The sequence below is a fragment of the Mesorhizobium sp. M0960 genome (genome assembly GCF_040319055.1).
Lineage (GTDB): Bacteria > Pseudomonadota > Alphaproteobacteria > Rhizobiales > Rhizobiaceae > Mesorhizobium.
Genome location: NZ_JAMYNN010000010.1, coordinates 109,601 through 130,393, shown reverse-complemented (window position 1 = coordinate 130,393; position 20,793 = coordinate 109,601). Strand labels below are relative to the sequence as shown.

The following is a 20,793-nucleotide window of genomic DNA, read 5'->3' as shown; positions in this document are numbered from 1 at the left end:
CGCTCCGCCCGCTCCTGGCCTGGCTCCTCGCGATGGTCTCTTCGAGTCTCATGAGCACCGCTAAGGCGGGAAAAATCCCTACTGAAGCAGGCTCTTGACGATGCCGCTCGCCTTGGAGAAATCCATCTGGCCAGCATATTTCTCCTTGAGCGCCGCCATCACCTTGCCCATCTCCTTGACGCCGCTGGCACCTGTCTCGGCGATAGCGGAACGGACGGCGCTTTCCGTCTCGGCCTGGCCCAGTTGCGTCGGCAGGAAGTCGCGGATGATCGCCATCTCGTCGCGCTCCTGCGCGGCAAGTTCCGGCCGCTTGCCGTCATCGAACGCCTTGGCCGATTCCTCGCGCTGCTTCACCATCTTGGCCAGGATCTGCAGGATCTCGTCGTCGCTGGCCGGCTCCTTGCCGGCGCCGCGATTGGCGATGTCGCGATCATGAATGGCCGCCTGGATCAGCCGCAATGTCGGCAGCCGGCGCTTGTCCTGTGCCTTCATCGCGCTCTTCAGGGATTCGGCGATTTTGCCTCGCATGGTGCTTTCTCCTTCGAATGCGGCGGACAATAGCCGTGCCGAAAGCCCAAGGCAAATTCAAGTCTGTCCGGCAAATCCCTGATATTGTTCGACGAAATAAATCCAGGCACGTACGGCGCGGCATCATTGACCGCCTTGGCGCCTTCCCCTATGTACTGCGCCTTGCATGAATTGAATTCTAGTGCACGTCGCCCAAAAGTGCGTAGCGGTTTTGGGGCAACGACATGCAGCGCGCCGAGGCTGTGAGATTGCCGCTTCGCGCTTTTTGTTGCGCCGATTGAGGAGCGCAGCCTTTAGGAGTGCCGCCATGGCAACGATGACCGCCGCATCGACCCCCCCTTGGGCCACCGAGAAGCCGACCGCCCTGCTGGTGCTGGCCGACGGCACCGTCATCGAGGGCCGTGGTCTGGGCGCTTCCGGCTCCGCCGTTGCCGAGGTCTGCTTCAACACCGCGCTGACCGGCTATCAGGAGATCCTCACCGACCCCTCCTATGCCGGCCAGATCGTCACTTTCACCTTTCCGCATATCGGCAATATCGGCACCAATAACGAAGACATCGAGGATCTCAATCCGCTGGCCCGCGCCGGCGCCGTCGGCGCCGTGTTCAAGGCCGATGTCACCAACCCGTCGAATTACCGCGCCGGAACCGGTCTCGACCAGTGGCTGAAGAAGCGCGGCATCGTTGCACTTTCGGGCATCGACACGCGCGCGCTGACCGCGCTGATCCGCGAAAAGGGCATGCCCAATGCCGTTATCGCGCACGCCCCAGACGGTATCTTCGACATCGAAGACCTCAAGCGCCGCGCCGCCGCATGGTCGGGGCTTATCGGGCTTGATCTGGCCAAGGAGGTCACCTCCGGCCAATCCTCGGTCTGGCGCGAGACACCCTGGGCCTGGAACGAGGGCTTTGGCGAACAGGCCGACCCGTCGATGCACGTCGTTGCCATCGATTATGGCGTCAAGCGCAACATATTGCGCCTGCTTGCCGGCCTCGGCGCCAGGGTCACCGTGGTGCCGGCCAAGACCGGCGCCGAGGAGATCCTGGCGATGCGGCCCGATGGCATCTTTCTATCCAACGGCCCCGGCGATCCGGAAGCCACCGGCGACTACGCCGTTCCGGTCATCCAGGATCTGTTGAAGACCGATATCCCGCTGTTCGGCATCTGCCTCGGCCACCAGATGCTGGCGCTGGCGCTGGGCGGCAAGACCGCAAAAATGCATCAGGGCCACCACGGCGCTAATCATCCGGTCAAGGACCACACCACCGGCAAGGTCGAGATCGTCTCGATGAACCACGGCTTTGCCGTCGACGCCGACTCATTGCCGAGCGGCGTCGAGGAAACCCATGTCTCGCTATTCGACGGTTCGAATTGCGGCATCGCGCTCACCGGCAAGCCGGTCTTCTCGGTCCAGCATCATCCGGAAGCCTCGCCCGGCCCGCAGGATTCGCACTATCTGTTCCGCCGCTTCGTCAACCTGATCCGCGAAAAGCGTGGCGAACCGGCACTGGCCGAGCGCTGACCAAGCCGATGCATCAGCTATAACATATCGGCGGCGCGTGATCTGGACAACTTGCCTCCGGACGTCCGCGAGCAGGTCTCAGAAAGTCTGATTTCTTACGCAGTCGGCGGTCGCGGAGATACCAAGCGCCTCGTCGGCAGGGAAGGTTACAGACTTCGGATCGGTCGCTACCGAGTCATGTTTGACGAAGACCGCGCCACGATCCTTGCGGTCTATGTCGGCAAACGCGAAACGACAACCTACCCGTCGGCCATAGTAGGACAGAACACCATGAACGCCCCGCAAATCATCAAGACCCCAACCGGTGAGGAGCTGGTCGCTATCCCAAGGGGACTACGAGATCCTTTTGCGTGCCGCCGAAGAAGCTCTGGAAGACGCTGCCGATGCGGCGATCTACGACGAGCGTAAGGCCGATCTCCGAGCGGAAAAGGCACTGCCCGCGGACGTGACCATGGACATCTTGCGGGCTCCAGCCGGCTCAAGGCGCTGCGCAACCGGCGGCGGCTGACGCAAGCCGATTTGGCGGCCATGATCGGCGTCAGCCAGGGTTTTCTGTCGGACCTGGGGTCCAATCGCCGCAAACCATCGGCGCAGACAGGTGCAATGCTGGTCAAGGCGCTCGACATTCCAACCGAATGGATTGAGCACTAGGTGATGCTACACTGGTTTGCGGCTTCTTCTCCCTTGGTTTTAGCTGATCCCGGTCATGGCGCGCCGGCGCCCGCCCGCTTCTCAATCAGCTCGGCAACCGCATCAGGATTGTCGGCCAGCACATAGTGGCTCGCATCGGGGATCTCGGCGCGCTCGACATGGCTCATGCCCTTGGCGCGGTAGCCGGCGAGGAAGGTCGGCAGCAGCGCAACAAAGGGGGACTTCTGGCCGAAGGCGATGACGAGCGGAACGGTGCTCGGCGCCGTCTGGGCGGCGTTCCATTCGGCATCGCTGGGGAAGGCGCGGTAGATCTCGAACGCGGCATGCAGTTGAGGCGCTCGATAGATGCGAAAATAGTATTTGCGTTCCTGCCTGGTGAACTTGCCGAAGTCGAGGAACCAGCCAAGCACGGCGGCCTGCCGACCGGGAACCACCTTTTCGGCGAGGCCGCCGGGCGCCTGGATGAAACCGATATGCCACGTGCCCGACATCGCCTTGTCCCAGCCGTCGATGCCGGGCATCGGAACATCGAGGATCATCGCACCGCGCAGCGTGTCGGGAAAGCGCCTGACATAGGCATAGGTGACGATGCCGCCGAGGTCGTGACCCACCACATAGGGTTTTTCCAGATGCAGAGCGTCGGCAAGCCCATGGATCTGCGCCGCAAGATTGGCGGCTTCATAGCCGCCCCTGGCAGGCTCCGAGCGGCCTATGCCCGGCAGGTCGACGGCAACGACGGTGAAGCGTTGCGCCAGTCTCGGCATGACGGCCTGGTATTCGTTCCAATCTTCCGGAAATCCATGCACCAGGATAAGGGCTGGTCCGTGCCCGCCACGCAGGTAGTGCATGCTGCTGCCGTTCACCGCGGCTTTGGCCGAGGTGAACCCGGGCGGCACCTGACCTGCCCGTCCAGCAGGCGCCGCATGAGCCGCCACTACAACGAGCACCGCGCAGACAGCCACAGCCATGAGCGCCGCGCGATGAAGTATCCGGTTCAACATGTTGCTCTCCTCTCCTCTTCGATCCAGGCCCCGCGTTTGTTGCTTCTGACGTAAACTAGGGCGGGAGTTCGAATGGTCAGAGTTACAAAATGCGGCGCGAATGCCTCGAGGCGGACTGCGCGATTACCGGAGTTGCGTTGTTGCCCTCATTCCTATTTTTTTTCAATGAAGCCATTAAAACCGGTCAACCGGTCTGTTTAAGTCGCGCAAAGAGAAGAAGGCTCCCGAAGAACCAGTGTGACGGGCATTTCGTTGGCCGGATCTGTCTCCACAGCCCGTCCTTGGTCAGGGCGATGCGGCCGTCATGGCTCATATCTGTGCTCCGTCTTCAGCAACGCCGGACGTGACGTTTCTGAGCGCCGCCGGCTTGGCTACTTTCGTGACGAAGACGATGAGCGCCAGCGTCAGGAAAATCGCGCCGAGCAGGTAGGGTGCGCCGCCGAAGGTCACGGGCGCGTTCGGCCCCGTGAACCAGGAAAAGATCGCCGTATAAAGCAGCGGCGTGATGATCGAGGTGATCGAGAAGATCGACGTCATCGCGCCCTGGAGTTCGCCTTGTGCCGAAGGCGGCACCTTGGCGGCGGCAAGGCTCCTGAGCGGCGGATCGGCCAACGCCTCGAGGCAGCCGACGACGATCACTGCATAGATCATCCAGCCTTGCGACGCGAATGCGTAGCCGAAGGCGCTGAGTGCCGTAAATGCCAGACCGATTACCGCCGTCTTCCACTCACCGAGCTTGGGGATCACGCGCGGCAGGACCGTCGCCATGACGATAGCCCCGCACAGGCCGAAGGCACCGAGCGAGAAGCCGATCTGTTGTTCGCTCCAGCCATAGCGATAACTGGAGACGAACGACCAGACCGCAGGATACATCATGTGCCCCAGCGTCATCAGAAAGAAGACAAGCCCGATCCAGCCGATGCCTTCGTAGTTGCGCATCTGGACGAGCGTGCCGACCGGGTTCGCGCGTTTCCACTCGAAGCGGCGACGATGCTTGCTATCAAGCGTTTCCGGCAACAGAAACAGCGCGATCAAAAAGTTTACGAAGGCAAGCCCGGCAGCGAAATAGAATGGCACGCGCGGCCCGAACGTGCCGAGCAACCCGCCCAGAACCGGCCCGATGACGAAGCCGACGCCGAAAGCGATGCCAAGCAGGCCGAAATTCTTCGCACGGTTCTCGTCGGTCGAGATATCGGCGATGAATGCCGATGTCGTGGAATAGCTGGCGCCGGAAATGCCGGCCAGCACACGCCCGATGAACAGCATCGGATAGGACCAGGCGATGGCACAGATCAGATTGTCGATGGAAAACGTCAGCACGGAGGCGAGCAGAATCGGCCGTCGTCCGAACCGGTCGCTCAACCCGCCCATCACTGGTGCGAAAATGAACTGCATCGCCGCATAGGCGAAGAACAGCCAGCCGCCCTCGATAGCCGCCTCACTGATGCCGACGCCGGTCAATTCTCTGAGATAGGCCGGCAGCACCGGCATGATGATGCCGAAGCCGATGATGTCGAGCAGCAGGGTGGTGAAAACAAGCGCAAGGCCCCGCCTGGCGGTTTTGGGGTCTATCATGATGGTATCTCCTCGGGCCGCCCGGGGCGAAGGCGAACGCACCTTATAGGCGAACACATCGCTGGGAACAATGAGGGAACGGGCAGGGTGTTTTCATCCTGACATCCCCTGACTGCTATCCAGTCTCTCGGATTCGCGAGAAAACCGTCGGCTCAGATCGGATTGTTGAACGTGTCGCAGTCCGAAAGCTTGCCGTTCTGGAAGCCTCGCGCCAGCCAGGCCTGCCGCTGCTGCGACGTGCCGTGGTTGAAGCTTTCCGGCACGACGTAGCCCTGCATCTTCTTCTGCAGCGTGTCGTCGCCGATCTGCTTTGCGGCGTTCAATGCCTCCGCCATGTCGCCCTGTTCCAAAATGCCCTTCTGGCCGGTGAAATGTGCCCAGATGCCGGCAAAGCAGTCGGCCTGCAGCTCGACCTGCACCGACATGTGGTTGGCGTCGGCCTCGCTCATATTCTGCCGCATCTGGTTGAATTTGGGCAGGATGCCGACGAGGTTCTGCACGTGATGGCCGACCTCATGCGCAATAACATAGGCCTGTGCGAAATCGCCCGAGGCACCGAACTGCTGATCGAGTTGCTGGAAGAAGGTGGTATCGAGATAGACCTTGCGATCGTTGGGACAGTAGAATGGTCCGGCCGCTGACGAGGCCGAACCGCAGGCGGAGCGAATCTGGCCGCTGAACAGGACCAGTTTTGGATCTTGATAGGTCAGGCCCTCGGACTGGAAAATACCAGTCCAGGTATCCTCGGTCTCGGCCAGCACGGTCGACACGAACTGCTTCATCTCGTCGGAGGCCGGCGCACCGGTACCGCCGCCTTGCTCGCCGCTATTGTCGGTGATCTGGCCGCCGCCGCCGGGCTGCAAGCCGCTGTTATCGAGTATCTGACTCGGGTCGAAGCCGAAATACCACCCTGCCAGGAAAATCAATCCTACGATGATGATGCCCGACATGCCGCCGCCGCCGGCGCGACCTCCGATCGGGATGCGAAACTGCCCCGGCCCGCCGCCAAGCCCGCCGCTCTGGCCGCGCTCGTCCTCGACATTGTCACTCTGACGACGGCCCTTCCAGAGCATGGCAACCCCCGTGATGCATGTTTGCAATCAACCCGCCGATGTCCTGGCCGGTTCCAACCCAGCAAACAATTATCCCAATGGTTACGCCAAGTCACAGTATTTTTCGCGCTAATAAGCAATGCCGGCTGACGCGGGTCTGCTCTGGCTTAGACGTCGCAAGGTCTGTAGCATCCACCGTGGCTGTGGAAGCGAGGGGGCGCTTGCGGATGATCGGGCGGGTTCTGTTGCTGTTTGCGGCATTGTCTTGCCTAGGCCCCGTGCCGGCCAGCGCCGTCACTCTCGATTCCAGTGTCGCAATCACCGATCCCGAGACCTTGCAGGCGCTCGAGCGCGGCGGGCTATCGATCAGCCGTCTGCTTGGGCCAGCGCTCGGACTGACACGCGACGTCGACAATCGCGGGCTGTTTTCGGTGCGCGCGCTGAGCCCGGTCCGCAACGCCGTCAAACAGCAGATCGTAGACGAACCAAGGAACAGCCCCGACTCCTATGTAACCGCTCTGGCAAACTCGAAAGACATCACCCAGAAGTTCAATCCGAAATACATCGACGACGACGGTTCGACGCTGGACCTGACCGGCATCGTCAATCGCATGGATCGCGGCTATCTCGGCCACACCGAATGCGGCGAGATCAGGCTGATCTACCGCTTCCACTATTCGGTCGAGGAGAAGCCTGGGCAACGCATCTCGTCGCGCCTGCCGCTGACCCTGAGCCTGGTCTTCAACGCCATACCGGCTTCGGCACAGATTCGCGCCTCGAAGGACCGTCCGCGCTCGGCTAACGGTTCCTGCGCGGACGTGGCGAAGCGCTGGCTTGTCGCCGGGCAGAAGAATCTGGAGCCGGATCAACTGGCGGCCTGGCTGCGCTCGGAAGAAGGCCCGCTTTCCAGCGCGATGTTGAATTCTTCGCAGATCATGCGGCTCGAGCTCAACATGCAGGTCGTGCGCCTATCGGCTTCGAGCCGGCGCGATTTCGGCGGCCACGCTGAGTATCTGTTGAAGATATTCAAGTGGGACCCGGCCAAAGCCATTTTCCAGGAAGCGAAAATGGAGAACCAGATCGACCGCAAGCTGGTGCTGGCCGACAGGCAAACCTTCGAAAGATGGCTGCTCACCGATCGCAACATCTATGATCTCGACCGTGGCCGCCTGGTGATCGACGAAAAATTCCTCGCGACCACCGCGGTTTCGGTGGCACCCGGCGGTATGAGCCGGTCGCAAAACAATTTGGCTTTTGGGCTGCTCGACGACGATGCTATCGACAAAGCGCTCAAGGACTATGTCGCAAAGGGCAATACGCTTCGCACCGTCAAATCGGTGGCCGGCTTCAATCTGCGCCTCAACGAGATGACCTGCACCGGCTGTCACCAGACGCACGGCATCGCCGGGTTCCATTACACCGGCGCCGACCCGGCCAGCGAACCGCGCCGCAACGCGGTGTTCGTGCCGGGCTCGGCTGTGTTTTTTGCCGACCTGCCGCGCCGCCGCGCCATTGTCGAGTCGTTCGCCGCTGGCAGACACCCGGATTTCAGCCGCGGCTTTGCCGGCCGTCCGGAGGCAAAATACGCCGAAGCGCTGAAAGGCACCGATCTCTACAATGGATGGGGCTCGATCTGCTATCGCGGCGCCGACCCAAGTTTCGTGGACTGGACCTGCGACGAAGGCCTGCGTTGCGCCGGGGTCCACGAGAGCGCCATCCATCCGGGCTTTGGTACCTGCGTCAGCGAGGCCGGCACCGCAGTCGGCGATCCGGTGGAGTTCGGCGAGATCAGGATGTCGAAATGGGGCAACGACCAATATTGCCGTCTGTCACCGGCAACCGCGAAGGCCTGCGCCATCGACCCGGCCAGGGACAGAAAACCGCCGATAAAGCTCGCCGGCTATGGCGCGGCGCGCCAGCGTTACGATAATCCCGAGCAGAAGACTGGCGGCTTTCCCGGCGGCATGCTGCGCAAGGCGACCTGCGAAAAGCTGCCCGACGAGGCAAGCTGCGGCCGCCTCGCCAAGACCGGCTTCAACGACTGCATAGGCTCCGGCAAGGACCACGAATTCTGCACCAGGGAATTCACCAAGACCGCTGGCCTGCGTGCTTGCGACAAGGCCCATCCCTGCCGCGAGGACTATATCTGCACCGCCGGTTTTGACGATCTGCCGGAAGCAAAGCCCGGCAAGGGCACTTGCATCCCACCCTATTTCATCTTCCAGTTTCGCGTCGATGGTCACCCGCGCAACTGGGTGCAGGATACGAACGAGTGAGCAGGTCAGTCGCACTGCATATCGCTTCGATCAATCAGCGGGCGGCGATTATTGCCTTGCGAAAGGCTTCGAGCGTCTCGGCGCTGACATGGTGCTCGATGCCTTCGGCGTCGATGCGCGCCGTCTCGGCGCTGACGCCGAGCGAGCGCAGGAAAGCCTCGACCGTCTGGTGGCGAATGCGGCTCTCTTCCGCAACCTTCCGCCCGGCATCGGTCAGGAACACGCCGCGATAGGGTTTCCGGGAGACCAGCCCGTCTGCGCACAGCCGCGTCAGCATTTTCGCCACCGTCGGCTGGGCGACGCCGAGCCGTGCCGCGATGTCGACCTGGCGCGCCTCGTTGCCGTCCTCGATCAGGTCGGCGATGAGCTCGACATAATCCTCGACCAGCGCGCTGCGGCGCGCTTCACGCGTCTGCCGGAACCCTTCCGAGTGGATTTCTGCGTCAGGCAGCGGCTTTTCGCGAGGAACCGGTCTTTTCTTCAGCGCCAATACGCGCTCCTCCCGGCAGTTTGAATCGGCATTGCAGTCATAACACGGAACCCTATTGGTTCTGGCCGTTTATTTCCATTCGGTGGCCGGCGCAACCGGCGTTCACTGCCGTTCCGGTCGCACCGTCAAGTGGGCACACGAAAAAGCATGAACAATGAAATATAGCATATTGCATAATGTTCAGCCGTGGCATAGATAAGGAGACAACATCGATCGTTCCAGTGGAAAGCCATTTCATGTCGGAAGCCGAAGCCACCTCAGCCCCCCGATCCATGTGGCGATTTGCCCGCCCGGAAGACGACGAGCAGCCCAGCCTTCGCGAAGTCAACGCAACGATCGCGGTGCCGCACTCGGGGATCTGGCTTCGCCGGCTGTTCGCCTTCGTGGGGCCGGGCTACATGGTTTCGGTCGGCTACATGGATCCGGGCAATTGGGCGACCGACCTCGCCGGCGGTGCCCAGTTCGGTTACACGCTGCTATTCATTATCATGTTGTCGAACCTGATGGCGATCCTGCTGCAGGCGCTCGCCGCCCGGCTCGGCATCGCCACCGGCCGTGACCTTGCGCAGGCGTGCCGCGCCTATTACCCGCGGCCGGTCAATTTCATGCTGTGGGTCGCTTGCGAACTGGCCATCATAGCGTGCGACCTGGCCGAGGTCATTGGCACGGCGATCGCCTTGCAACTGCTGTTCGGGATTCCGCTGATCGGCGGCGCCATCATCACCGCGCTCGATGCCTTCCTGCTGTTGTTGCTGATGAACAAGGGCTTCCGTTTCCTCGAGGCCTTCATCATAGCGCTTTTGATTATCATCTTCGGCTGCTTCGCCATTCAGATCTTTGCCGCCGCGCCGCCGGTCGGCTCCATCCTGCACGCCATGTTCGTGCCGTCGTCCGAGATCGTCACCAATCCGGCGATGCTTTACATTGCCATCGGCATCATCGGCGCCACGGTGATGCCGCACAATCTCTATTTGCACTCCTCGATCGTGCAGACCCGCGCCTACGAGCGCACCGATCGCGGCAAGCGCGACGCCATCAAATGGGCGACGACCGACTCGACCATCGCGCTGATACTGGCGCTGTTCGTCAATGCTTCCATCCTGATCGTGTCGGCGGTGGCGTTCCACGGCACCGGTCATCATGACGTCGCCGAGATCGGCCAGGCCTTCGAGCTGCTGTCGCCGCTACTCGGCCTCGGCATTGCTTCCATTCTGTTTGCCGTGGCGCTGCTTGCCTCCGGCCTGAACTCGACGGTGACGGCGACGCTGGCCGGCCAGATCGTGATGGAAGGCTTCTTGCGGCTGCGCATCCCGCAATGGGCGCGCCGCCTGCTGACGCGCGGCATCGCCATCATCCCGGTGGTGGTCGTCACCGCCCTCTATGGCGAGAAGGGCACCGGCCAGTTGCTGGTCTTCAGCCAGGTGATCCTGTCGATGCAGCTTCCCTTCGCGGTCGTCCCGCTGGTGCAGTTCGTCTCGGACAAGCGCAAAATGGGCAATTTCGCCATTTCCCGCGCCGTCGCCGTGCTGGCCTGGGTGGTTGCCGCCCTCATCCTGGTGCTCAACTTCAAGCTGCTCTACGATACGGTCGTCGGTCTGGGCTGAGCGTCTGCTCCAAACTGACGCAACTAAGGTCGGCAGTCATCCGCCCTTCCAGCCCTGGAAATTTGCCGGCCGCTGTCGGACAAATGTCCGTTCGCCCGTCCTTGGCTCGAAGTCCGGCCATGACGGCACGGATCAGGGAAAGGGAGCTCCAATGAGGAAGATCATCGCCGCAACATTCGTCAGCCTCGACGGCGTCATGCAAGCGCCCGGCGGCCCGCACGAGGACCCGGTCGGCGGGACGATGTGATGGGCGCCGCCATGGGCGAGACGTTTTCAAAACCGTTCGCGCTGCTCCTCGGCCGCAAAACCTACGACATCTTCGCCGCCCACTGGCCTTATCAGAAGAATGACCCGATCGCCGACAGCTTCAACGCCGTCACCAAATATGTGGCGACGCACAGGCCAGATACGCTGTCCTGGCAAAACAGCCAGCCGCTCGGCAGCGACGTCGTGGCGACATTGCGCCGGATGAAGCAGGAGGACGGCCCGGACCTGCTCATTCAGGGATCGAGCGAGCTGATCCAGACCTTGCTCGCCAATGACCTGATCGACGAGATCAGCCTGCTGATTTTCCCGCTGGTGCTGGGCAAGGGCAAAAAACTGTTCGGCAGCGGCACAATACCTGCCGCCTTCAAGCTGACCCGCTCGCAGGCATCGACCACCGGTGTCATCATGGCGAGCTATGAACGCTCCGGCGAGATCAAGACCGGGTCCTTTGCCACGGAGCAGCCGTCCGAAGCCGAGATCGAGCGGCGCAAGAACTGGAAATAGAGGCTGCCGAGGCGATCAAGGACGGCTGAACACTGGCCGTCCTTTTTGCTGTTTTCTAAGCCGCCTCCCGTCGCCGTGCCAACCCATCGCGGAGGTGGCCCGCGAACGCCAGTGCAGCCGGCGCAAGGCCGTGCTTCGGCAAATGCAGATTGATCGAAAAATTCGGCAGCGACGGCAGTTCCGGATCGTTGGCCAAAATATCGAGGTCGGCAGGCACGGTCGACGCCAACCAGGTGGTGACGGCCAAGTCCGAACGCACCGTCGCCGTCGTCGCGTCGATGCTGCCGTTTTCGAATACGGTGCGCCATTCCAGGCCGTGCTCGTTAAGCGCCTCCAGCACCACCGGGCGGAACGCGCAGGTCTCGGCCACCATCGAAACCGGCAAGGGGCGCTTGCTGCGAGCCCCGCCGCCTTTGGCGCCGACCCAAACCAGCCGGTCGACAACAAGGCATTCGCCGGCCGACCGACCGATCGGCTCCTCGATCACCGCGAGCTCTATCGTGCCGGCCGCCAAGGCCGCAGCCAACTCCGGCGACGAAGCACAGATCAGCGAAATCTCGACCTGCGGATACGCCTCGGCATAGGCCTTGAGCACCGGCGCAAGCAAGGTGCCGACAAGGTCATACGGCACGCCAAGCCGCACCTGACCGGCAACCGCATCGCCCGCCATCTCCGCCAGGATCTCGTCATTGAGGGAAAGCAGGCGCTTGCCCTTGCCGAATAATCGCTCGCCGGATCGGGTCAACCGCAATCCACGCCGGTCGCGCTCGAACAGGCTGCAGCCGAGAACCTCTTCCAAACGCTTGATCTGCTGGCTGACGGCACCTTGCGTCAAATGCAGCGCGTTGGCCGCCGCCGTCATGCTTGCCTTGTCGGCAACGGTGACGAAGGTTCGAACCAGAGCAGTATCGAGGTTGCGGAGCATCTGGCCATTATATTTGCTAATGCGCGTCATCGCAAACATTGCATTTACTGATGAGCCAAACAGCCTACCGTGCAGGCTTCAAAGGAAGCAGCATGTTTGAAACCGTCCTTCCCCTCGTCCTGTTTGCACTGGTCTCAACCTCAACACCCGGCATGGCCACGACTTTGTCGACGGCGTCCGGCGCGCAATTCGGCTTTCGCCGCTCTATACCGCTGATGGCCGGAAGTGCGGCCGGCCTGGCCACGGTGGCTGCGGCAGGTGCTGCCGGGCTCGCCGGTCTGCTGGCCGCCGCCCCTTCTTTGCAACTGGCAATGAAAATAGCCGGCACCCTCTATCTGGTATGGCTTGCCCTCAAGATCGGCCGCAGCGGCCCGCCCAATCTGGACGTGACCATGGCAAAGCCGAACAGCTTTTTGGGCGGCGCCGGCCTGCAATGGATGAACCCAAAGGGCTGGGCCATGGGGCTGGGAGCGGCGGCATCTTTTGCCGCGCTCGCCAGCGGGCCACTGCAGCTCGCCTTGCTGCTCGGCACGGTCTTCGGCCTTGCCGCGGCGCTATCGCTGGCGGCGTGGTGCGTGGCGGGCACGCTGCTCGCCCGGTTGCTGCGAACCGAGCGGCAGTGGCGCATCCTCAACGCCGTGCTTGGCTTGCTGCTGGCCGCCTCGATCATTCCGATGTGGCGGACAGCGTAAGACCAGTTATTTCAGGCAGCGTAGCGTGCCGCCGGCTTGCCGGCCAGCAGGCTACCGAAGAAGCCTTGTCGGACGCCAAGAAAGGCATCCACCCCGGCAACATCGGCAAGACCCGGTGCCGTGAACGCTTCACCCTTGGCCAGGCCGGCAAGCGCGGCATCGACCAGATCGTCCGCAGTCATGACAATCTCTTGGGGCACATTGGCAATATCGCTTCCGGCGACTTCCCAGAACTCGGTCCGCGTGGCCCCCGGCAGCACGACCTGTACGGCTACACTGCTGTCGGCGACTTCCCGCTGCAGGGCCTCGGTGAAGTTGACGACATAGGCCTTGGTGCCGCTATAGATGCCGCCGAACGAGGTGTCGAAGGCCAGCACCGAGGCGATGTTGACGATGGCGCCGCGGTTGCGCGCCAATAGTCCCTGCAGCACCGCGCGCGTCAGCCGGGTCAGCGCCACCACATTGACCTTGATCATGCGCTCGGCGACATCGGCGTCGGCCGTTGCCACCACCTGCGCGCCGCCAAGGCCGGCATTGTTGACCAGCAGCGTCACGCTGTCGTCGGTTGATATCGCCTGTTCGACCCGTCGCAGATCGGCGTCGTCGGCCAGGTCGGCGCTGATGACGCTGACCTTGATGCCATACGCGTAGCGGAGCCTCTCCGCCAATTCCTCCAGCCGGTCGGCGCGCCGCGCCACCAGCACCAGATCATACCCTTGGCCGGCGAGCCGGTCGGCATAGACCGCCCCGATGCCGGAAGAGGCGCCGGTGACGACCGCCGTGCCTTTGTCCTGATTGCTCATTGTCTTGTTCCTTCTGGTTCGATCCCAAATGCCGGTGCCGCAGCGCAACACCCTTGCTTCGACTGGCAGATCGATTAATGGCATATGCCACTATCGATACGTAGGCATATGCCACCATCTTGTCAATCCGCGGAGCAAGGACTATTTCTGGTTTGCATCGAGGGTCCCTTCCGGTCCCCTCATCGGAAATCCGCCAATGTCCCAAACCACCCTGCCCGGCCTGGTGTTTTGCAACAACGCCATGCTACGCCGCGCAACGCGGAAACTCGGCCAGTTCTATGACGATGTGCTCGCGCCCTCCGGCATTAAGGCCACGCAGCAGGGCCTGCTCTATCAAATCCACGTCGGCAATGAACCGACCATGGGTGCCATTGCCGCAGCCCTCGTCATGGACCTGTCGGCCCTCGGTCATACGCTGAAGCCGCTGATCCGGGACGGTTATGTCGAGGCCTTCGCCGACCCTGCCGACCGCCGCATCAGGCGCGTCAGGCTGACACCGCAGGGCTGGACCAAGCTCGAAGAAGCTCTGAAGCTGTGGCAAGTCGCCCAGCAGCGCTTCGAGGAGATGTTTGGAAAAGAGCAGGCGGCAAGCCTGCGAGCGACGCTGGACGAAATCGCCGCGCTGGATTTTGACGCAGCGCCGGCCGCGAGTTGAATTATCGGCGGCCGGCAGCCAAGCTTTGCTAACAAGCCTTATTCGGCCGGCATCGCCACCGGACGTGCGGCCAGGTGTCCCGCCAGCATCACGCCCAAACCAATGATCGGGAATGCCGCCGCGACCACGCCGAGGTCGGCCGGTGCGCCATAGCGCAGCACCGCGGCGCCGACCACGGCCCCCAGTGCGACGCCGAGATAGAGCGCCGAAGCGTTCAGCGACAGCACGATGGGCGCGGCATCGGGCGCCAGCTTGATGATGCGGCTGGCCTGCGCCGGTGGGAACGCCCAGCCGACGATACCCCACGGCACCATCATGGCCATCAGTGCCGGCCCGGCGATCTCGCGCGGCAGGAATGTCGGGATCAGCGAAAACGTGACCAGCATGGCGGCACTCAGCGCCAGCGACCAGCAGACGGTGCGCGTCGCGCCGAAACGGTCGGCGGCCTGCCCACCGCCGATATTGCCGATGACCGCGCCAACGCCGAAGGCGAGCAGCATTCCGGGTAGCGCGATCGGGCTCAGGCCGCCGCCTTCGATGGCGAGCGGCGCGACAAAGGCAAAGACAGTGAAGGCGCCGATCAGTGCCAGGATCGTCGTCACCAGGATGGGCATGACGCCGGGGCGGAGTGCCGCTGCTAGCCGCATCCGGAGCGGTAGCCTGGTGCCGACGATGCCGCGCGGCAGCCGGTACCACAGGATCGCGCCGGCGAGCGCGCCAAGGCCGGCAATGGCAAAGAAGGTGCCGCGCCAGCCGGCAACCGTCGCAACAAGCGCGCCAAGCGGCGCGCCGACCGCCACCGCAACCGTGGTGCCGCCGACGACCACGGCAATGGCGCGGGCGCGGTGATGATCGTCGACAAGCGCAACGGCCGTTCCCTGCGCGGTCGCCGCGAACAGGCCTGACGACAGCGCCATGACGATGCGCGCGATCAACAGCAATTCGAAGGAGGAACTCAGCGCCGCGGCGACGTTGCCCAACACGAAGAACACCAGCGTCCACAGGATGACGCGGCGCCGGTCCCATTCGCCAGTCAGCGTTGCCAGGATCGGCGTGCCGATCGCATAGGCGAGCGCAAACGCCGTGATCAGCGTGCCGGCGAGCGGAACGGAGATGGCGGCATCCTTTGCAATGTCGGGCAAAAGGCTGGAGATGACGAAACCTTCGGTCGAAATCGTGAATGATCCGAGCGCAAGCCAGATGAGGCGCTTATCCATGGCAATTTCCTTAGTTCAAAGGTTATTGAACAATTGGACATAACAGGGCATGATGTCAATGAGCTTGTGCAGACTAATCGAACCCTACTGACAGCCCTGTGTCAGGACAGGCCCGAATACCACCAGAACCGCGAAGGATCAGATGCGTTGAAATCGGCCCCGAATGTGCTTAATTCCTGGTCATGACCTTGCCCCATCCCACCGCCGACCAGATCAGCCTGCCGAACGTGCTTGCCGTGCTCGGCGACCCGACGCGACTGGCCATCGTGCGCTATCTCGCGAGCAAGGAGGGCGTGCCGCTGAATTGCAGCCGGTTCCTCGACCTCTGCTCGAAGACCAATCTGAGCTACCATTTGGCCAAGCTGCGTGAGGCCGGCGTTACCCGCACCGAGGCGGTTGGCACCAGCCGGCTGATCACGCTGCGCCGTGACGATCTCGACCGCCGCTTCCCGGGCCTGCTCGACAGCGTGATTGCCGCGGCCGGCGACGATGCATCGTTGCCGGCGGTCGGCGGCCATGAGATCGAAGTCCGCGCCTAGAGCGACCCCGAAGCTGCATTCCGCTCTCGCCCGCTTCGCGAGGTGAGGAAGATAATTGTCCTCCAGCCATTCCAACAAACGGAGCCTGCCATGCGCATTGCCGTCCTCGCCGACATCCACGGCAATGTCCTGGCGCTCGACGCCGTGCTCGATGATCTGCGGCGACGCGGCGGCGCCGACCTCATCGTCAATCTCGGCGATTGCGTTTCCGGCCCTCTCTGGCCGCGCGAGACTATGGAGCGGCTCGAAGCGCTCGAGCTGCCGACGGTGCGCGGCAACCACGACCGCCGCGTTGCCTACGACACCGGCGACGAGACCATGTGGCCGTCCGACCGCTACGCGCATGAACGGCTGACGGCAGCCCAGCGCGAGGCGCTGTTCGCGCTGCCCGTCACGCTGGAGGTGGCGCCCGGCGTACTCGCCTTCCACGCCCGGCCCGACCACGACGAAAAATATCTTGCCGACGCGATAGTCGACGGCCGGCTGGTGCGCGCCCCGCTGGCTGCCATCGAGCGGCGGCTCGGCGCGATCGATCCCGCCTGCCGCATCATGCTTTGCGGTCACAGCCACCGCAGCGAGCTGGTCCGCATTCCCGGCGGTCCGGTCATTTTCAATCCAGGCAGCATCGGTTGCTCGGCCTATCACGACGATACGCCGCCGGCGCATGTCTCCGAACAAGGCTCGCCGCACGCCCGCTATGGTATCATCGACCTGCATCCCGATCGTTTCGAGGCCATCGCCGTCGACTATGACCACGAGGGGGCGGCGCGTCGGGCCGAGCAGGCTGGATGGCCCGAATGGGCTCACGCGTTGCGCACCGGCTTCATGCCGGGCTGAGCTTGCTCATGCCAGGCTGAACGGATGACCGCCTTCGAGCGGCAGGCAAGCAGCCTCAATGGCCGCGACCGGTCCAATCTTCACTTGTCGGACGCGGATCGCTTCGATCGCCTGGCAGGACGTCGGGTGCTGGCCGCCGAAGTCTTGGCCGCCGAAGTCTTGGGCGATGAAGCCTTTGGCCGTGACGCACTGGGCGCCAGTTGCTTTGGGTTGAAAGTCTGTGCCGGAACCGATTCGGAGCCGGCCCGAATGTCGGCGGCGCGCACCTGCTGGCCAAAGTTCAGGCCGGTCAGCCGTTCAATCTCGGCCACCGTCGAAAGGAACTCCGATACCCTGGCAATTTCAAGCGGGTCGTCGAATGCCTCGGCACGCCCACCGAACGCTTCGGGCATCACTTCCAAAACCGGCTTCTGGTCCGCCAGCAGCGCGATGGCGCGCAGGCCAGTTTGATCGGACCACAGCGCGATCTTCCAGAACTTGAGCGGAATATGGCTGTCGAAGCGGTAAGGAGGATCGTCCTCGCGGAACACTGGCCCGGCAAACACCGTGACACGGCCTCGCGTCGTATAGGCGTTGCGCAGCACATAGGTTTCCACCGCGCGCCATCTCAGTTTCCCCTTGGAGCCGGGATGGTCAAGCGAGCTTCCCTGATTGAAAAAGCCGACTTGCGGCGCAGCATTGGGATAGAAGAACGTGTCCCGCTCTGCCGCGACGGCCTCCTGATCCACCCCCCATGCAGGGTCGCCGCGAAGCGTAATATGGCCCTTCTGGAACATTCGAGCTATTCGTTCCTTGGATTTTGGGACGGGAAATCCAGGCACATTCTGGCTCGAATAGAATTCCTGGGTCATCTGCTCGCCAGGGTCGATGCGACGGTCGGGCCGGAAAGCGTCGCTGGCTTCCGAACCGGAAATCGACTCCACTCCCAACTCGACAAGCGACGGGTTGTCGATGACGGTCTTGTCGTCACGATTGACCGCCTTGGTGCGGGATCCATCGATATTGCAGGCGGTGACGAAGGCAAGCCTGCGATCGGCGTTCATCAAGATCGAAAAATGATGATAGCGCAATTCGTGTGGGTCCTCGCCCGGTTTGGCAAGGAGGTTTTTGGCCAACCGGTAGGGTGAATTGGCAACCGTCGGCATTGGCAGGACAAAGCCTGGTATGAAGCCGGGTTCATACCCTCCACGATCGTCGAAATCCTCCGTTTTCCAACCCGCTGCCTCGGCGATTGCTAACTTTGCGGGTTCGCTTGCCGGGCCTTCGTCGCTTCGTCTCGCATCGCCTCCGTCGCGGTCGATCAAGGGCGCCCGGACATTTATCTCGACGGGAAAAGTCCAGGTGACCGAGCCATCGGCGTTGTGTCTCGTCGCCGGTGGATTGTCATCCGGTTCCGGCCGCTGCACCGGCTTGTCCAGCACATCTTCGCGAATGTCGGCGTTCAGCCGAACTGTCTCGTCCATCATACGCGGCGTGCCGGCCCAAATCGCCAGAGCTTGCGAAACCGCCGATGCCGAGGAGCCCGGCAGCCTGGACTTTCTAGCGCCCAGATCGTCAACGATGGCGCTGATCCGTATGCCTTCGTTGATCTCGCGCGCAAGCGCATAGCCAGCTATGCCCGTCACCTCGTGGAACGGGCCGGCCCAATGGTGCAGGGCAATTGGCTCCCATTCATTGTTGAAAACCGGTGAACCGGACGAACCCTGTTCGGTATCGGCAACATAGTGCAGCACTTGAACCGTTTCGTCGCGGGCCACCAGCCGGTTTTCACGCAGCACCAGTTCCTTGAAGCGGCCATCGGGGTGCTGAACGATGTTGGCGATTTCGCCAAGCATATGCTTGTCGCGCGCGTCCGACAGCGAGATAAAACCGAACTCCCCCAGTTCCTTTGGGCCGGAACGCCGCTCACCGACCCCGATCAGCGTATAGTCCAGACCCTCTATGCTATCGGTCACGAAACAGGATTCAGGATCGAACAGGAACGTCGTCGGCGTGCGCACGGCATTCGCACCGTCCTGCTCATAATCGAACTGGACCTGGAAGCGCCGGGAATCTGCCGGCGACGAAATCACATGGTTGTTTGTGAGGAACAGCCTTGGCCCGACCAGGAAACCCGATCCTTGTGGATTGCCGTTGAGAAAGGCAACGCGGCCGACCGCATCGGCCACACGGCGCCCACGCTCCAGAAATGCGACACCGATGAAATCGAGCGTTGGGCCGAGAATTGCCTCCGGTCCTGGCTGTTTGGCGGCGGCCTTTCTCTCCCCGGCAGACCTCATGTCGATTGCTGCCGATATCATCTCCGCTTCGGTGCGGCTGAGCGACGCTTTTACCTGCAACCTGTCGAGTCGCCTGGAGAGGGTCTGTTCGGCGGCCAGCGGATTGCCGTTGGCGATGTGACCAAGTGAAGCCTCAATTTCCGCGCGCGTTTTCTTGATACGCTGGCGAACTATGTTTTCCACTTGCGCGAATATTTCAAGGTCGACCATCTTTCCCTCCCAAACCTTACTTGAGAGAGTGCATATTTACATGAAATGTGCAATATTTTGCCGGCTTTCAGCTCACGGAAGTGGCCTGCTCCGCGATTCAACACGCGGCACCTTACTCATTTTCGGGGCTTACACAGCGCCGCCTCGTCGCCTATAAAAACCGGCTGGCGTGCGATGGCGTTTCCGTGCCTGGCCGCGCCTTCGGCAATGCAACCTACCGCCCATGGCAGATGATTAGGCGCACAGTAACACTCCCGACGACGCTGCTTGCGGTGATTGCCGCTCCGCTGATGCTGGCGGGCCCGCCGGCCAGTGCCCAGGAGCCGGAGCCCATCATCTCGATTGTGACTGGTCTCGCTCCGGGTGATCTCCTGAACGTGCGCGCCACGGCATCGGCGATGGGCAAGATCGAGGCGCGGCTGCCGATTGGTTCGAGCTTGAAAAATCTCGGCTGCGGCGACGTCAGCGGCCATCGGTGGTGCAAGGTTGAAGACATTGACGACCCCAAGCTGAGCGGATGGGCGCCCGCGCGCTACCTCGACCCTATCAATCCCCAGCAAGTGACACCCCAGGCGGCGGCCAATACGGAGAGCCCTGCCTCTCAACCGCTGCCCGATCTGACAACGCGCCTCGGCGCGACCGCTCCCGAGACGGAGCTGAACTCCGCTGACGCAATCGGCAGGGTGGCGATCGAGGATGCTTACCGCCTGGCCCTGGCCGCTGGAAACCCCTCGACCGGACAGGTTGATGGATCGGCGCCCGCCGCAATGGGTCCCGTCCAAAATTTCGGCGCGGCCAACGCGGCGCCTCCGCCCGACGCACAGACCGTTGCGCGGCTTCAGCCGCCGGGGACACCGGTCCCTGGTGCTGGCAACGCCATCCCTTGCGCGCGCTATCTCGGCCAGCCGATGACCAACTGCAAGGCGGCGGTCGTGCGCACCGGGGACAAGACCGACGTGACCGTGACATGGCCCGATGGCGGCACGCGCATCATCAGCTTCAAGGCCGGCAAGCCGGCCGGCTCAAACGGGCCCGGCGAATTCCGCTTCACGCGCGAAGGCAGCCTGAACATGATCCGCATCGGTGCTTCCGAGCGGTTCGAGATCACGGATCAGTTGGCTGGGTTAGGGAATAAGGCAGTAGGGCAGTAGGGCAGTATGTTTAAA

Annotated in this window: 19 protein-coding genes and 1 pseudogene; 11 read left to right on the top strand and 9 right to left on the bottom strand. The window is 62.6% G+C overall.

Going from position 1 to position 20,793, the window contains the following annotated elements:
- Positions 1 to 78: 78 nt before the first annotated feature.
- Entirely contained in the window at positions 79 to 528 is a 450-nt protein-coding gene (locus NKH63_RS19220) for a GatB/YqeY domain-containing protein (protein ID WP_023719346.1), read from the bottom strand.
- Positions 529 to 835: 307 nt separating this feature from the next.
- Between NKH63_RS19220 and carA the strand changes: the two genes are divergently transcribed.
- From carA to NKH63_RS19205, 3 genes are all read left to right on the top strand, one after another.
- A complete protein-coding gene (gene carA / locus NKH63_RS19215; RefSeq protein ID WP_352483182.1) occupies positions 836 to 2,050 on the top strand; it encodes a glutamine-hydrolyzing carbamoyl-phosphate synthase small subunit in 1,215 nt (404 codons plus the stop codon).
- 346 nt (positions 2,051 to 2,396) lie between these two features.
- Positions 2,397 to 2,558: a hypothetical protein gene (locus NKH63_RS19210; RefSeq protein WP_023719348.1), complete on the top strand. Its 162-nt coding sequence runs from the start codon at positions 2,397 to 2,399 to the stop codon at positions 2,556 to 2,558.
- A gap of 20 nt (positions 2,559 to 2,578) precedes the next feature.
- The gene (locus tag NKH63_RS19205) at positions 2,579 to 2,701 is read left to right on the top strand and encodes a helix-turn-helix domain-containing protein (protein ID WP_352483216.1); all 123 of its coding nucleotides are present in this window, start codon (positions 2,579 to 2,581) and stop codon (positions 2,699 to 2,701) included.
- Between the two features lie 53 nt (positions 2,702 to 2,754).
- Here NKH63_RS19205 and NKH63_RS19200 read toward each other — a convergent pair whose 3' ends face one another.
- The 3 genes from NKH63_RS19200 to ypfJ form a co-directional block, all read right to left on the bottom strand.
- Complete coding sequence (locus NKH63_RS19200) at positions 2,755 to 3,702, bottom strand: alpha/beta fold hydrolase (RefSeq protein ID WP_352763224.1); 948 nt, start codon at positions 3,700 to 3,702, stop codon at positions 2,755 to 2,757.
- Between the two features lie 309 nt (positions 3,703 to 4,011).
- A complete protein-coding gene (locus NKH63_RS19195; protein WP_023719350.1) occupies positions 4,012 to 5,277 on the bottom strand; it encodes a TCR/Tet family MFS transporter in 1,266 nt (421 codons plus the stop codon).
- Positions 5,278 to 5,429: 152 nt separating this feature from the next.
- Positions 5,430 to 6,350, bottom strand: a complete 921-nt coding sequence (gene ypfJ, locus NKH63_RS19190; RefSeq protein ID WP_023719351.1) for a KPN_02809 family neutral zinc metallopeptidase — start codon at positions 6,348 to 6,350, stop codon at positions 5,430 to 5,432.
- Positions 6,351 to 6,556: 206 nt separating this feature from the next.
- On the opposite strand from ypfJ, the gene NKH63_RS19185 reads away from it, so the two are divergent.
- Positions 6,557 to 8,605: a hypothetical protein gene (locus NKH63_RS19185; RefSeq protein ID WP_023719352.1), complete on the top strand. Its 2,049-nt coding sequence runs from the start codon at positions 6,557 to 6,559 to the stop codon at positions 8,603 to 8,605.
- A 34-nt stretch (positions 8,606 to 8,639) separates the two neighbouring features.
- On the opposite strand, the gene mntR is transcribed toward NKH63_RS19185, so the two are convergent.
- Positions 8,640 to 9,095: a manganese-binding transcriptional regulator MntR gene (mntR, locus tag NKH63_RS19180; RefSeq protein ID WP_023678308.1), complete on the bottom strand. Its 456-nt coding sequence runs from the start codon at positions 9,093 to 9,095 to the stop codon at positions 8,640 to 8,642.
- A 236-nt stretch (positions 9,096 to 9,331) separates the two neighbouring features.
- On the opposite strand from mntR, the gene NKH63_RS19175 reads away from it, so the two are divergent.
- Positions 9,332 to 10,699 carry an Nramp family divalent metal transporter gene (locus tag NKH63_RS19175; protein WP_352483177.1) on the top strand — a complete coding sequence of 456 codons (1,368 nt, stop codon included), beginning with the start codon at positions 9,332 to 9,334 and terminating at the stop codon, positions 10,697 to 10,699.
- A 151-nt stretch (positions 10,700 to 10,850) separates the two neighbouring features.
- Positions 10,851 to 11,470 (top strand): annotated as a pseudogene (locus NKH63_RS19170) (dihydrofolate reductase family protein).
- A 55-nt stretch (positions 11,471 to 11,525) separates the two neighbouring features.
- Here NKH63_RS19170 and NKH63_RS19165 read toward each other — a convergent pair.
- Positions 11,526 to 12,434 (bottom strand): LysR family transcriptional regulator, encoded by a 909-nt coding sequence (locus NKH63_RS19165; RefSeq protein ID WP_352918410.1) that lies wholly within the window; start codon positions 12,432 to 12,434, stop codon positions 11,526 to 11,528.
- 53 nt (positions 12,435 to 12,487) lie between these two features.
- Here NKH63_RS19165 and NKH63_RS19160 point away from each other — a divergent pair, with 53 nt between their 5' ends.
- The gene (locus tag NKH63_RS19160; RefSeq protein WP_352918408.1) at positions 12,488 to 13,087 is read left to right on the top strand and encodes a LysE family translocator; all 600 of its coding nucleotides are present in this window, start codon (positions 12,488 to 12,490) and stop codon (positions 13,085 to 13,087) included.
- Between the two features lie 11 nt (positions 13,088 to 13,098).
- Here NKH63_RS19160 and NKH63_RS19155 read toward each other — a convergent pair whose 3' ends face one another.
- Positions 13,099 to 13,890 (bottom strand): SDR family NAD(P)-dependent oxidoreductase, encoded by a 792-nt coding sequence (locus NKH63_RS19155; protein ID WP_352494933.1) that lies wholly within the window; start codon positions 13,888 to 13,890, stop codon positions 13,099 to 13,101.
- Between the two features lie 196 nt (positions 13,891 to 14,086).
- On the opposite strand from NKH63_RS19155, the gene NKH63_RS19150 reads away from it, so the two are divergent.
- On the top strand, positions 14,087 to 14,545 hold the full coding sequence (locus tag NKH63_RS19150) for a MarR family winged helix-turn-helix transcriptional regulator (RefSeq protein WP_352918406.1): 459 nt from the start codon (positions 14,087 to 14,089) through the stop codon (positions 14,543 to 14,545).
- Between the two features lie 38 nt (positions 14,546 to 14,583).
- Here the strand turns inward: NKH63_RS19150 and NKH63_RS19145 are convergent, their stop codons facing one another.
- Complete coding sequence (locus NKH63_RS19145; RefSeq protein ID WP_023719359.1) at positions 14,584 to 15,762, bottom strand: MFS transporter; 1,179 nt, start codon at positions 15,760 to 15,762, stop codon at positions 14,584 to 14,586.
- A gap of 182 nt (positions 15,763 to 15,944) precedes the next feature.
- On the opposite strand from NKH63_RS19145, the gene NKH63_RS19140 reads away from it, so the two are divergent.
- The gene (locus NKH63_RS19140) at positions 15,945 to 16,301 is read left to right on the top strand and encodes an ArsR/SmtB family transcription factor (RefSeq protein WP_023719360.1); all 357 of its coding nucleotides are present in this window, start codon (positions 15,945 to 15,947) and stop codon (positions 16,299 to 16,301) included.
- A gap of 90 nt (positions 16,302 to 16,391) precedes the next feature.
- The gene (locus tag NKH63_RS19135; RefSeq protein WP_352918404.1) at positions 16,392 to 17,138 is read left to right on the top strand and encodes a metallophosphoesterase family protein; all 747 of its coding nucleotides are present in this window, start codon (positions 16,392 to 16,394) and stop codon (positions 17,136 to 17,138) included.
- A gap of 80 nt (positions 17,139 to 17,218) precedes the next feature.
- Here the strand turns inward: NKH63_RS19135 and NKH63_RS19130 are convergent, their stop codons facing one another.
- Entirely contained in the window at positions 17,219 to 19,627 is a 2,409-nt protein-coding gene (locus NKH63_RS19130) for a DNA/RNA non-specific endonuclease (RefSeq protein ID WP_352918402.1), read from the bottom strand.
- Positions 19,628 to 19,674: 47 nt separating this feature from the next.
- Between NKH63_RS19130 and NKH63_RS19125 the strand changes: the two genes are divergently transcribed.
- Positions 19,675 to 20,778, top strand: coding sequence for an SH3 domain-containing protein (locus tag NKH63_RS19125; RefSeq protein ID WP_352494929.1), 1,104 nt, complete (start codon positions 19,675 to 19,677; stop codon positions 20,776 to 20,778).
- Positions 20,779 to 20,793: the final 15 nt, after the last annotated feature.

Excerpts from the sequence above, each read along its gene's own strand:
- NKH63_RS19220 (WP_023719346.1), bottom strand. The coding sequence starts at position 528 with ATGCGAGGCAAAATCGCCGAATCCCTGAAGAGCGCGATGAAGGCACAG.
- carA (WP_352483182.1), top strand. The coding sequence starts at position 836 with ATGGCAACGATGACCGCCGCATCGACCCCCCCTTGGGCCACCGAGAAG.
- NKH63_RS19205 (WP_352483216.1), top strand. The coding sequence starts at position 2,579 with ATGATCGGCGTCAGCCAGGGTTTTCTGTCGGACCTGGGGTCCAATCGC.
- NKH63_RS19200 (WP_352763224.1), bottom strand. The coding sequence starts at position 3,702 with ATGTTGAACCGGATACTTCATCGCGCGGCGCTCATGGCTGTGGCTGTC.
- NKH63_RS19195 (WP_023719350.1), bottom strand. The coding sequence starts at position 5,277 with ATGATAGACCCCAAAACCGCCAGGCGGGGCCTTGCGCTTGTTTTCACC.
- ypfJ (WP_023719351.1), bottom strand. The coding sequence starts at position 6,350 with ATGCTCTGGAAGGGCCGTCGTCAGAGTGACAATGTCGAGGACGAGCGC.
- NKH63_RS19185 (WP_023719352.1), top strand. The coding sequence starts at position 6,557 with ATGATCGGGCGGGTTCTGTTGCTGTTTGCGGCATTGTCTTGCCTAGGC.
- NKH63_RS19175 (WP_352483177.1), top strand. The coding sequence starts at position 9,332 with ATGTCGGAAGCCGAAGCCACCTCAGCCCCCCGATCCATGTGGCGATTT.
- NKH63_RS19165 (WP_352918410.1), bottom strand. The coding sequence starts at position 12,434 with ATGTTTGCGATGACGCGCATTAGCAAATATAATGGCCAGATGCTCCGC.
- NKH63_RS19160 (WP_352918408.1), top strand. The coding sequence starts at position 12,488 with ATGTTTGAAACCGTCCTTCCCCTCGTCCTGTTTGCACTGGTCTCAACC.
- NKH63_RS19155 (WP_352494933.1), bottom strand. The coding sequence starts at position 13,890 with ATGAGCAATCAGGACAAAGGCACGGCGGTCGTCACCGGCGCCTCTTCC.
- NKH63_RS19150 (WP_352918406.1), top strand. The coding sequence starts at position 14,087 with ATGTCCCAAACCACCCTGCCCGGCCTGGTGTTTTGCAACAACGCCATG.
- NKH63_RS19145 (WP_023719359.1), bottom strand. The coding sequence starts at position 15,762 with ATGGATAAGCGCCTCATCTGGCTTGCGCTCGGATCATTCACGATTTCG.
- NKH63_RS19140 (WP_023719360.1), top strand. The coding sequence starts at position 15,945 with ATGACCTTGCCCCATCCCACCGCCGACCAGATCAGCCTGCCGAACGTG.
- NKH63_RS19135 (WP_352918404.1), top strand. The coding sequence starts at position 16,392 with ATGCGCATTGCCGTCCTCGCCGACATCCACGGCAATGTCCTGGCGCTC.
- NKH63_RS19130 (WP_352918402.1), bottom strand. The coding sequence starts at position 19,627 with ATGGTCGACCTTGAAATATTCGCGCAAGTGGAAAACATAGTTCGCCAG.